At 39.4% G+C, this 12,746-nt stretch carries 12 protein-coding genes; 5 read left to right on the plus strand and 7 right to left on the minus strand.

The features are described 5' to 3' along the window. Positions 1-186: 186 nt before the first annotated feature. Genes PGQ33_RS05740 through PGQ33_RS05750 form a run of 3 tightly spaced genes read left to right on the plus strand, consistent with a single transcriptional unit; the run spans position 187 to position 1,767 of the window. Positions 187-330: a transposase gene (locus PGQ33_RS05740; protein ID WP_270205423.1), complete on the plus strand. Its 144-nt coding sequence runs from the start codon at positions 187-189 to the stop codon at positions 328-330. 4 nt (positions 331-334) lie between these two features. Next, on the plus strand, positions 335-868 hold the full coding sequence (locus tag PGQ33_RS05745) for a transposase (protein WP_270205424.1): 534 nt from the start codon (positions 335-337) through the stop codon (positions 866-868). Positions 869-873: 5 nt separating this feature from the next. Further along, positions 874-1,767 carry an IS3 family transposase gene (locus tag PGQ33_RS05750; RefSeq protein ID WP_270205425.1) on the plus strand — a complete coding sequence of 298 codons (894 nt, stop codon included), beginning with the start codon at positions 874-876 and terminating at the stop codon, positions 1,765-1,767. A 108-nt stretch (positions 1,768-1,875) separates the two neighbouring features. Here the strand turns inward: PGQ33_RS05750 and PGQ33_RS05755 are convergent, their stop codons facing one another. The 7 genes from PGQ33_RS05755 to PGQ33_RS05785 form a co-directional block, all read right to left on the minus strand. Further along, positions 1,876-3,153, minus strand: a complete 1,278-nt coding sequence (locus PGQ33_RS05755; RefSeq protein ID WP_117824453.1) for an L-cysteine desulfidase family protein — start codon at positions 3,151-3,153, stop codon at positions 1,876-1,878. Positions 3,154-3,168: 15 nt separating this feature from the next. Next, on the minus strand, positions 3,169-4,350 hold the full coding sequence (locus PGQ33_RS05760) for a MalY/PatB family protein (protein WP_173825207.1): 1,182 nt from the start codon (positions 4,348-4,350) through the stop codon (positions 3,169-3,171). A gap of 26 nt (positions 4,351-4,376) precedes the next feature. Further along, positions 4,377-5,354: an ABC transporter ATP-binding protein gene (locus PGQ33_RS05765; protein WP_008373311.1), complete on the minus strand. Its 978-nt coding sequence runs from the start codon at positions 5,352-5,354 to the stop codon at positions 4,377-4,379. After that, complete coding sequence (locus tag PGQ33_RS05770) at positions 5,344-6,375, minus strand: ABC transporter ATP-binding protein (protein WP_270205426.1); 1,032 nt, start codon at positions 6,373-6,375, stop codon at positions 5,344-5,346. The genes PGQ33_RS05765 and PGQ33_RS05770 overlap by 11 nt, the downstream gene beginning before the upstream one ends. A gap of 14 nt (positions 6,376-6,389) precedes the next feature. Then, on the minus strand, positions 6,390-7,727 hold the full coding sequence (locus tag PGQ33_RS05775) for an ABC transporter permease (protein ID WP_270205427.1): 1,338 nt from the start codon (positions 7,725-7,727) through the stop codon (positions 6,390-6,392). A gap of 15 nt (positions 7,728-7,742) precedes the next feature. Beyond that, the gene (locus PGQ33_RS05780; protein WP_055155474.1) at positions 7,743-8,660 is read right to left on the minus strand and encodes an ABC transporter permease; all 918 of its coding nucleotides are present in this window, start codon (positions 8,658-8,660) and stop codon (positions 7,743-7,745) included. A gap of 68 nt (positions 8,661-8,728) precedes the next feature. Beyond that, positions 8,729-10,465: a peptide ABC transporter substrate-binding protein gene (locus PGQ33_RS05785; protein ID WP_117824448.1), complete on the minus strand. Its 1,737-nt coding sequence runs from the start codon at positions 10,463-10,465 to the stop codon at positions 8,729-8,731. Positions 10,466-10,686: 221 nt separating this feature from the next. Here PGQ33_RS05785 and PGQ33_RS05790 point away from each other — a divergent pair, with 221 nt between their 5' ends. Further along, complete coding sequence (locus PGQ33_RS05790; protein WP_243000077.1) at positions 10,687-11,541, plus strand: M55 family metallopeptidase; 855 nt, start codon at positions 10,687-10,689, stop codon at positions 11,539-11,541. A 23-nt stretch (positions 11,542-11,564) separates the two neighbouring features. Further along, entirely contained in the window at positions 11,565-12,728 is a 1,164-nt protein-coding gene (locus PGQ33_RS05795; protein WP_270205428.1) for a MalY/PatB family protein, read from the plus strand. Positions 12,729-12,746: the final 18 nt, after the last annotated feature.

Raw genomic sequence — 12,746 nt, forward strand, 5'->3', positions numbered from 1 at the left:
TGTAAACGAAACTTTTTTCCGACACGTTGCACAATTTACAGTTTTACTAAACAATGTTTTGCACAGTAGGATAGTTCTTCATGATGTTCTTCAAAGAAAACAAAAGCCTTCAAACTGTGATATGCTCCCTTTTAGGTAGACAAGTAAAATAATATAAAACTTGTTACCTGAAAGGGGGTATTTTTATTGGGAAGAAAAGCAAGATACAGTGCTGAAGAAAAGATAAGTGCAGTTCAAGAATATTTAGATGGAAAAGGCAGTATGAAGACGATTGCACAACGTTTAGGTATAGCCTTTCAATCATTCAAACAATGGGTAAAAAAACTATGAAGCGATGGGAATAGATGCGTTTAAAACCAATCATAACAAACATTATTCCAAAACAGAAAAAGAGCAAGCAGTCGCAGCATATTTAGCCGGCGAAGGTTCTCATATAGAAATTTGTCAAAAGTTCAAAATTCTTTCGACCAGTCAACTCAGAAGCTGGATTAAGAAGTATAATGGTCATGAGGAGCTAAAAGCTTCCAGAATGGGAGATACAGGCATCATGACCAAAGGAAGAAAAACGACATTTAATGAACGGGTAGAAATTGCGGCATATTGCATTAGCCATGATCATAATTACACTGAAACATCTGAAAAATTTAAAGTTTCTTATCAGCAGGCACGAAACTATACGGTTAAATATGAAAACGGTGGAATTAATGCACTACAAGACAATCGTGGCAAAAGGAAATCGGAGAATTCTCTTTCAGAAATTGAAAAACTTCAAGCAGAATTGAAGATGGAAAAAGCCAAGCGGAAAAAAGCTGAAATGGAGGCATCATTCCTAAAAAAACTCGACGAAATAGAGAGGAGGCGGGGTTAAGCCTGTTGAGGCAAGGGCAGATTTATCAGGCAATTAAAGAGGAAAACGAAACATACGGTTACCCAATCAGTGCACTTTGCAAACTTGGAAATGTAAGCAGATCTGCTTATTATAAATGGCTTCATAGAGAGATTCCAGCTAATGAAATTAAAAACTTGCGTATTTCAGATGCAATCGAAAAGATACACACGGATTCTCCTGACAAAGGCTATCGAAGAATACGAGATGATCTGGAACGCTATTATGGAATAAAGGTAAATGACAAACGGGTTCTTCGTATTTGCAGAAAGAAAAATATTAAATCCACAATTAAATATGCTAACAATGGATGCACACGTCAATCCGCAAATCCACAATACATAGCGGAAAATGTATTAAACCGAGAGTTTTTTGCAGATGCACCTAATCAGAAATGGCTTACAGATGTGACGGAATTTAAATATTACATCGGTTTGGAAAAACATAAGGTATATCTTAGTGCAATACTAGATTTGTATGATAGACGGATTGTGTCCTATGTAATTCGAGATAACAATAATAACGCATTGGTCTTTGATACTTTCGACAATGCCATTGCCAGTAATCCAGATGCACGCCCGCTGTGTCATAGTGACAGAGGATTTCAATATACAAATCGAAGCTTCCACAATAAACTGGAAGCTGCCGGAATGACGCAAAGCATGTCCAGGGTTGCAAAATGTATTGATAATGGTCCGATGGAAGGATTCTGGGGGATTATAAAAAGAGAACGTTATTATGGGAAAAGATTTACGAGTCGTACAGCACTTGTGGGCATGATTGAAAGCTACATGGAATATTACAACAATAGACGATTACAAAGGAATCTTAGAGTTTTAACCCCAATGGAAAAGCATGAACAATATATATTGGCAGCATAAAAACTGCCACCAGTTTTTCATCTAGTGGCAGAAATAAATTTTATTTTTTTAATTGTCTACTTGACGGGAAGCAGTTCACAATTCAAAGGCTTTTTCTTTTTCTATCTTCTATTCTCCTTTTTCCTGCAGAATATCCACGATTGTCTTCTCAGTTCCAATCATGCCTGGCGAAGCGATTTCTCCCATATGCCGCATCGTATCTTCTGGTGTAAAACCATTGATTCCATGAATATCATCAATAAAAATATCATGCATCGCAAAGTCTGCTGATTGGAATGCAGCGTTCACTGCCACAACACCTTTCATCGTACATCCTTTGTTTCCGCCGTGACAGATCATACCCGTAATACTGCTGGACATATTGTTGATCGTTCTTGCCATTGCATTTTCATCGCCACCGTTAAGAAAAACCAATGCACAGGCCATTCCGGTGCCGGCCGCAATACCACAGCCGCAAAAAGCAGAAAGTTTTCCGGAATACTCTTTGATATACATACAGATAAGATAACTTAATGCGGTCGCACGATATAAGGTTTCATCACTTAAGCCCCGGATCTTGCAAACACCGTAAAGTGGCATGGTTGCAATGATTCCATGGGCACCAGAACCGGTGATACTCATAGCAGGTCTGTCAAGACCGATTACCCGCGCCTCAATTGCTGCATTACAAAGTAAGGATGCTGTATTTAACTCATTATCAGAAATAATCTTTCCACCATTTTTCTCAAGCAGATAACGTGCATATGTCGTTCTTGGATTCTGAATCCCTTCTTCGAACAAGGCATAGTTCATATCATAGGCAGCCTTGATAAATTCAATTTCCTCTGCCGGAACTTCTTTTGCATATTCGTAAATCTGTTTTAGTGTATAATTATGGATCAGTGGTTTCTCTTCATGAGCACATTCTTCGGAAGCTTCTTTCTTCTCCAGAACCACCTCTCCATTTGCCTCAATGCGAACAATATTCGTATGAGCATCGCGGATCCGAACCATAGCCTCTCCGCCTGTTGTCTTTACGCGGGCTTCGATAAAAATACGACTCGTAATCTCGCTCATTTTCACAACGATTTTTCCGTCTTTTACCAATTGCTCTGCTGCCACATTGTCGGCTTCTGTTACATTAGCAAGGCTCTCCAGCTCTTTTTCCGGTTTTCCTGCTACCGCCCCTAAAGCTGCTGCGTATTCATTTCCGTAAAAATGACTGTTCGGAATACCACATGTATATGCATTTTTATACATTCCACTATTTAGTAAAAGCGTAACCTGTTCCAGTTCTCCCGGAACATAAGATTTTGCCTTTGAAACCGCATACGCGATCGCTCCCGGCTCTGTTACCCCAAGAGCCGGACGCATATCCTCTTTAATTAATTGTGTTAATTCATGCATTTCTTTTTCCTCCAATCAATTATTCAGACTATTAACCGCATCCTCTAATTGCTTCAATGCTTTCTCTAGAACAGATCTCGGACAGGCTGCATTCAACCGCATAAACCCGTTCATTGTCCTTGTAAAAGACGAACCGTCATTTAATCCAAGCCCTGCCTTATGAATCATAAAATCCTTTAATTCTTCATTATCCATATGCAGTGCTCTGCAGTCCAGCCACACAAGATAGGTTGCATCCGGCATATTTGCTTTGATCAGAGGAATCTTTTTTTCAAAATAATCACATATATAATCAAGATTTCCAGAAATATACGCAAGGAGTTGTTCCAACCACTCTTCGCCCTCATTCAATGCTGCTTCCATTGCAACAGAACTAAACGCATTGTTTCTATGTATATCCATTCCACCCCAATATCCGTCGAACTTTTTCTTCATCTCCAGATTTGGGAATACTGTGGTTGATGCCTGAAGTCCTGCCAGGTTAAATGTTTTTGTCACGGAAATACATGTGATCACCTTATCAGCTGCTTCTGGGACAACAATTGCTGCCGGAATATGTTTTTTTCCATGAAATATGAGATCCGAATGAATTTCATCCGAAACTACCTGAACATCATTTTCAAAGCAAAGTGTCAGCATTTTAGACAGCTCATCTTGGGACCATACGCGTCCAAGCGGATTATGTGGATTACATAAAATGAAGAGTTTCACTGCGGGATCTTTTACCTGCTTTTCAAAATCTTCAAAATCTACTTCCCACACCCCGTCATGCTCAAGAAAGTTATTTTGTACAAGTTCTCTCCCCGTATTTTCTGTGATCTCGAAAAATTCCGGATAAACCGGTGGCTGAATTAAAACCTTTTCTTCTTTCTTTGTAAATAGCTTAATGATCGCTGCAAGAGCCGGAACCACACCTAAGCACCAGCTACATAAGTTTGTATCAAGTGCCCATCCGTTTCTTCTTAACTGCCAGTCGGCATACGCCTTAAAATAACTGTCTGGGCGAGAAGTATACCCCCAGATTCCTTCTTCCGCTTTCTTTTTACATGCATCAATGATAGGCTGTGCTGTTTTGAAATCCATATCTGCGATCCAAAGCGGAATCACATCATCTGTCCCAAAATTCTTTACCCTTTCATCATATTTTGCAGAACGGTTTTTGCTTCTGTCAACAGGCTCATCAAAATTGTATTTCATATTTTCATTTCCTCTTTAATTATGCATTATTCTACCAGATGACAGGCTACATAATGTTCATTTCCAACGTTTCTGAAGATTGGTCTTTCTTCATGACAGCGTTTGGTAGCATATGGGCATCTGGATGCAAATTTACATCCAACCGGTGTATCAATCGGACTTGGGACATCCCCTTGCAGCATAACCGGTTTCTTAGTTTTACTGATCGCAGGATCAAGTTCAGGAACCGCTGACATCAATGCTTTTGTATATGGGTGCAGTGTCTGTTCGTACAATTCTTCTGTCTCCGCAAATTCTACCAGAGATCCAAGATACATAACACCTACTTTTTGGGAAATATGTCTGACCATAGAAAGATCATGTGCAATAAACAAATAAGTAAGTCCAAGACTTGCCTGCAGATCTTCAAGCATATTTACTACCTGTGCCTGAATACTGACATCAAGTGCCGAAATAGGCTCATCGCAGACTACAAAATCCGGATTTACCGCAAGTGCTCTTGCAATCCCGACACGCTGCCTTTGTCCACCTGAAAATTCATGAGGATAACGGCTGGCATGGTCTTTTCCAAGACCAACTGTATTCAACAATTCATAGATGCGTTCCTGTCTTTCCTTACCTTCATAAAGATGATAAATATCCAGTGGCTCACCGATAATATCTGAAACCGTCATACGAGGATTCAGGGATGCATATGGATCCTGAAAGATCATCTGCATTCTTTTTCTGTATGGCCATACTTCAGCTGCACTTAACTGTGCAATATCTTTCCCGTCGAATATGATTTCTCCTGCTGTCGGTTTATAGAGACGCATGATGGAATATCCGGTTGTAGATTTTCCACATCCGGACTCTCCTACCAGTCCGATTGTTTCTCCCTTTTGTATTTTGAAGGAAACTCCGTCCACTGCTTTTACATACTCGATTTTTTTACCTAAAAATCCTTTTTTATTCTCGAAATACATTTTCAGGTCTTTTACTTCCAAAAGTGTATTATTTGGCATGTCGGATTCCTCCTTTCTGACTTTCATACTCTTCATTCCGAGGTGCCTGCGGATGGCACATAAAACAGCTTACACGATGTGTATCACTGATATACTGTTCCGGCACCGGCATAGATGCACATACTTTCATTGCATATTTGCAGCGCGGATAAAACGGACATCCTGTCGGTGGATGAAGCATATCCGGCGGTGTTCCAAGAATCGGAACCAGTCTTTCTTTTGATGCTTCTCCGGTTACTTTTGGTACAGAGTTCAAAAGTCCCATCGTATATGGATGATGCGGTTCATAGAAAATTTCTTCCGTTGTTCCTTCCTCCATAATCTTTCCACCATACATAACGATGATTCTATCGCAGATACTTGATGCACATCCTAAGTTATGTGTGATCAAAATAGTAGCTGTTCCCAGTCTTTCATTTAATTCTTTCATAAGAGACAGTACCTGTGCCTGAATGGTAACATCCAGTGCCGTTGTCGGCTCATCCGCAATCAGAAGCTCTGGCTCACAAGAAAGTGCCATCGCAATCATTGCTCTCTGTCTCATACCGCCTGAAAACTCATGTGGGTAGGAATGAAATCTTTTTTCCGGTGAAGGAATACCTACCAGTTTCAACATTTCAAGTGCACGTTTTTTTGCATCTTCCTTTTTAATTTTATGGTGTGTCAGAATAGCTTCTGTAATCTGATCACCAATCTTAAATAATGGATTCAAAGATGTCATCGGATCCTGGAAGATCATAGCAATGTGATCCCCTTGAATCTTACGCATCTCACTTTTTTTCTTTTTCAAAAGATCTTCTCCGTTAAAGAGAATCTCCCCTTTCTTTACTCTTCCAGGATATGCAAGCAATCCCATAATAGAAAGTGATGTAACACTCTTCCCACTGCCCGATTCACCTACAATACCAATGATCTCACCTTTGTCTAATCCAAAACTGACATCACGGATTGCCTGCACCTCTCCTAAATGCGTAAAGAAAGAGGTATGTAAATTTTTTACATCTAATAATTTTTCACTCATTTGCTTTTTCCTCCTTATTTACGCTGTTTTGGATCGAATGCATCTCTTAAACCATCACTTAATAAGTTGAATGTAAGGATTGTAACTGAAATGGCAATCGCCGGATATACCATCTGATATGGATATACATAAATTCCTGCTAAAGCGTCATTACACAAAGTACCCCAGGAAGCCATCGGTGCAGAAATACCAAGACCTACGAAGCTCAGGAATGCTTCATTGAAAATTGCACTTGGAATCTGCATTGCCATATTTACCATGATAGGTCCCATCATATTCGGGATTAGGTGTTTCACAATAATTCTCTTTGTATCTGCTCCTGTTACGATGGCAGCTTTAACAAATTCCTGCTGTTTCAGCGTCAGAACCTGCCCTCTGACGATACGGGCCATTTTAACCCAGAATGTCAAACCTAATGCAATAATGATGGAAGAAATACCAGGTCCTACTACAACCATGATCAAAATAACATACAGCGTCATCGGAATGGAGTCCAGAACGTCAATAATACGCATCATGATATTATCAACTGTTCCACCGCAGTAACCCGCAATCGCGCCGTAGAATACACCAACCACAAAGTTGATAAATGCCGCAAACAGACCAACCAAAAGAGAAATACGTGCACCATATACAATACGGATAAACAAATCTCTCCCAAGACCATCTGTTCCAAGCAGATAAGTTTTATTTTTTATCTTCTCCTGCTTTGTGAGCTTCTCACCATCACAAGTGATCACTGTTCTTTCTATCTTGTTTTCCAAAATACTTTTGGCTTCTTCAATTGTAACCTCTGTCACATCGCTTCCTGCATAATAGTTTTCAAGATATTTAATTCCTTTGATCGCTACTGTATCTAAATCTTTTTTTGCTGCTTTCTTTTCTAATTTTTTATACTCTTTACTTGCATCTGAATAACCACTATAATCAACACAGATTTCACTGTTTCCGACCGTAAAGAAATTTTTCTTTCCATTGACATCTTTATTCTTTACTTCTGCAAGTCCTTCAAGATTTCCTTTTTTGTCAACCACAACAACTGTATACTGTGGTGTTACATAAATATTTTTTCCGTTGTCAAGCGGATATACTTTCATTACATCCGGAATATTCGCTAATTCCAGATTCTGTGTCTTATAATCATATTTCCAAAACATTGGGATAAAAATAGCTCCGATTGTAATCAAAGCAATTACGATCAAAGAAAAGATCGCTATTTTATTGGATTTTAATCTTCTCCATCCGTCTTGTAAAAAAGTAAGACTAGGCCTTTCCATTTTCTCAGCATTTTTTTCTTCCTGTTCCAACGGTGCCCATAATTCCGGAGAGATAACGTTATTTTTTTCGCTCATATTTTCTCACCTGTTTTACTGATATTTAATACGTGGGTCAATTAATACATACAGAATATCGACTACTAAAATGCAGATTACAAGAATAACTGAGAAAAATACAGTAATACCCATAATCAATGTATAGTCTCGGTTAAGGATACTGTTTGTAAATAAGTTTCCGATTCCAGGAATACCAAATACCTTTTCTACTACGAAAGATCCTGTAATCAATGCAGCAAACATCGGTCCGATATAAGTTACAACCGGAAGCAATGCATTTCTTAATGCATGTTTTCCAAGTACCTTCCATTCAGGAAGTCCCTTTGCCCTTGCTGTACGAATATAATCCTGATTCAAAACATCTAATGTGGAAGTTCTTGTCAGTCGTACAACATACGCAAGTGAGAATAATGCACTGACTATAACCGGTCCAATATATCCCTTCCAGCTATTCACACCAAACGATGGTACCCATCCTAAAATCTTGCTAAACAGATATAAGAATCCTGTTGCAAATACAAAGCTTGGGATTGTCGCCCCTAGGGTTGATAGCACCATCAAGACTCGATCTACAAATTTATTTTGCCTCAATGCGGCAATAATACCAAAAAATATTCCGAAACCTAAAATAACTAACGAAGCCCAAATACCGATTGCTAAAGAATATGGAAATCCTGCTGAAATAATATCATTGGTTGTGATTCCTTTTTTCATAAAGGAAATACCAAAATCCCCATGCATATAGTTCCGCATATATGTTCCATATTGTTCAATAAACGGTTTATCAAGACCATATTTTGCTTTCATATTTGCAATAATTACCGGATCGTTCATTTTCTCGCTGGCAAATGGGTCACCTGGAATTGCATTCATTAATATAAATGTCAGTGTCATAATGAACCAGATCGTAATAATCGCAGAAAGTACTCTTTTCGCTATATATCTCAGCATATTACTTCTCCTCTAATAATAGGGAGACCGAAAAGCAAGGTACTTTTCGGTCTTCCTAAAGTCAACAACTACTCAACGATTTCAGCATGGCTGAACATAAATGAATTGCCCAATGTAAGTTCAACGTTTTCTACCTGATCTTCATTTACAAGAGCCACAAATGACGGATAATAAAGTGCTGTGATCGGCATATCATCCATAAGTGCTTTATTCGCTTCTTCCCAGGCTGCATCTCTTTCTTCGCCTAATGAAGCCATTGCTTTATCAAATGCTTCATCAAATGCTTTGTTACCAGGATTTAATGTTGTATCGTTCGGAGCGCCTTTGTATTCTCTCCATCTCCACTGGCATGTATTATTACCATTCTGAGAATAGAAAAGTTTAATAAGTCCACTTGCATCGTATGGGTTATTTGTCCAGCCACCAGGAGCCATCTGATAATCACCTTTACTCTTTGTAGAGCTGAATACACTTGATTCTTCTGCGCGGAGTTTAACTTTGATATTTAAATTTGTTTCCAGCATCTGCTGAATTGCTTCACAAAGTCTCTTGTTCTTTTCAGTATTCGCATATGTGATTTCCACCTCCGGAAAGCCCTCTCCGTTTGGATAACCTGCTTCCGCAAGTTCTGCCTGCGCATCTTCTACCTTAGCCTGACGCGGATCGATTCCATATTCTTCTGCCGGATATCCATCTGCTTCAAGTTCACGAAAATGTGTTCCATCTGTTTTCTGACATGTCGGAGCGATAAAGTTACTTGCCGGGATAGAACCATCTTTTAATACCTGTTCTGTGATCTGCTTTCTGTCGATTGCCTTGGCAACTGCTTTTCTTACATGAACATTATCAAATGGTGCTTTATCTACGTTGAAATTCAGGAACTGTGCTCCTGTATCGGCACTGACAATTACATATGGATCTTCAGCAACAATCTGTGGAATCTGTTCTGCCGGAAGGTGATCCATAACATCGATCTCACCTGCCTGATATGCCTGATATGCGGTATTATCATCTGTAATAAATACTGCTTTGATACCAGGAAGTTTTACTTCGTCTGCTGCATAGTAGTAAGGATTCTTTTTCAGTAATAAATGAGATCCAACCTGATATTCTTCTAAGTAGAATGCTCCGTTACTGATTGCTGATTCCGGTTTCTTCTCCCATCCTTCACCTGCTGCTTCCACTGCTTCTTTTTTAATAGGAAGATAAACGTCATTGGCAACTAACTGCGGGAAGAACGGTGTTGCATTCTTCAAAACAACTTCAAATGTATAATCATCAATTGCTGTTGCTTTGATATCATCATACTCACCTGTTCCTTCAAAATATTCAGTAGCACCTACAACATAATCTGTGATAGCCTGAAGTGCTTCAGATGCAAAATCCGGATCACAAATTCTTCTCCAGGAATATTCGAAGTCTTTTGCTGTCACCGGACTTCCGTCTGACCATTTCGCATCTTTTCTTAAATGGAATGTATATGTTTTTCCGTCCTCTGAAACATCCCATTTTTCCGCGATACCCGGTTTAAAGCCATCGGATGTTGATACGGTGAGGCCTTCAAACAACTGCTTACAAATCGCATCTGATACAGATTCAGAGTTGTTCGTTGGGTCCCACTGCTTTGGTTCAGAATACAATCTCCACATAAGGTATCTTCCCTCTTCTGATCCTTCAGTTTCCGTTTCTGCTTCCTGTTTTGCTGATCCATTGTCAGAAGCTTTTTCTTTTTTGCCACCGCACCCCGCAAAACTAGCGACAACCATCGTCAGTGCTAAAAACAACGCTAATTTTTTCTTTTTCATACATTTCTCCTCCTTTACATCCTTTTTTGAGTTTCGTTTTACGAAAAAGATTTTTTCTGTGTTTTTTACTCACAGTATAAATATTACTGACAGTATAATTCTTTTTGTATATTATGTCAAGATATTGACACAATTCTTTTATTGTTTTATAATATTTTAACAACTGTATGTTTTGTTTTTCTATAAGGAAACAAATAAATTACATAAAGGAGGATTTTCTTATGAAGAAAGCACTAAAAATCTACATTTCTGTAGACATGGAAGGAATGGCAGGTATCACTTCTCCATCTCAGGAACGCGATGAGGTTCCTTCCTTCCGCCGCGCTTTACACAATCAGGTACGCTGGATCATCGAAGGAATTCATGCTTCCTCCAGAAATGATGAAATCGGGGAAATCACCATTTCTGATTCTCATGGAAGCGGAACGAACCTTTCTTATGATGAACTTTGCCAGATGGATGAACGTATCAGCTTAGTAAGCGGTTCTCCAAGAAGACAGTACATGATGTCTTGCCTGGATGAAACCTACGATGTTGTATTTCTGGCCGGATATCATGCCGGTCCGGGAGAAGATTTCGCCAATATGGATCACAGCTTCTACGGAAGAGTTGTTTCCAGCCTTAAGATTAACGGAGCCTATATGAACGAAAGTACAACGAACGCAGCACTTGCTGCTTCTTATAAGGTTCCGGTAGGGCTTATCATCGGTGATTCCGGTCTTCGCAAACAGCTTATAGACAAAGAAATGATGCCATGGGTAAAATTCGTAACAACTAAAGAAGCTCTGTCACGCTATGCAGCAAAATTCCCACCACAAAAAGTTCTCAGGGAAAATACGATTTCTGCAGTAAAAGAAGTTCTTGATTCCGATTTAAGCAAAATTCCTTTATACGAAGTTGCGACTCCGATCAAGCTGGGATTTGAATTTAAATCAACAGCAATGGCCGACACTGTTGCACAAATTCCTCGCATGAAACGCTTAAGCGGTACAGAAGTAGAAATCACATGCGATAACATGCATGAATTAGAATGTGGCATCTCTGCAATTACCGGTCTTGCAGGAACAGCTAACTAAAAATTTCGAAGGAGAAAAAGAAAATGGGAAAATATAATTTTGATGAAATCATCGACAGACGCGGCACATCTTGTAATAAATGGGAATACAATGTTCCGGAAGATGTCGTTCCGATGTGGGTAGCAGACATGGATTTTGCAGCAGCTCCGGAAATTCGCGAAGCAATGCAGAAACGTTTAGATCATCCTGTTTATGGATATACTCATCACAGCAAAGAATTAAAAGATGCCATCGTATCCTGGGTAGGAAGACGTTATCACTGGAATATCCAGAGTGAATGGTTAGGCTTCAGTCCAGGCGTTGTTCCTGCTCTTGTTATGAGTCTTTTATCCTTAACAACACCTGGGGATCGTATTGTGATCATGACACCTGTCTATCATCCATTCTACTCTTCGATTGAAGAAAATGGACGTGTTATCATTAATCACCAGTTAGATTGTGATAAAAACGGATATTATTCCATTAACTTCGAGCGTCTGGAAGCACAGATCGACAACCGCTGCAAAGCGATCATGATGTGTAATCCTCATAATCCGGCTGGTCGTGTATGGACAAAAGAAGAGCTTTTGGAAGTTGCTAAAATCGCCGAACGCCATGAGCTGTATATTATTTCCGATGAGATCCATGCAGATTTCGTATATGGCGGAAAACACCATACTCCGATGGCATCTGTATCGGACTATGCCATGGAACATACAATCACAGCTTTTGCACCGAGTAAAACCTTTAATGTTGCCGGTCTTTGTCAATCTTATGTTGTTATTCCGAATAAGAAATTATATAATGCGTACGACGCGACCTATAATGCGTTTGATCTAGGAGATAATGTTTTCGGTATGACAGCGTTGACTGCCGCATATACAAAAGGCGAGGAATGGCTTACAGAAATGCTTCAATATCTCGAAGCTAACAGAGATTTCACCGTGGAATATATCAGAGAAAATATTCCGGAAATCAGCGTCTGGTCACCTGAAGGAACATATCTTCTGTGGCTTGATTGTTCAAAACTTAATCTGGAAAATGACGAGTTAAATCAATTTTTCTTAGAAAAAGCAAAGGTAAAAATGAATCCTGGATATCGTTTCGGTGCCCAGTGCAGCACTTATATGCGATTAAACATTGGCTGCCCACGCGCGCAACTTCAGGAAGCTCTTACCCGTATTGAAAAAGCAATCAAAAACCGCTAGTTTTTATACTTGAATTGC

The sequence above is a fragment of the Coprococcus sp. AM100_B19A genome, from assembly GCF_027662015.1.
Classification (GTDB): Bacteria; Bacillota; Clostridia; order Lachnospirales; family Lachnospiraceae; genus Allocoprococcus; species Allocoprococcus comes.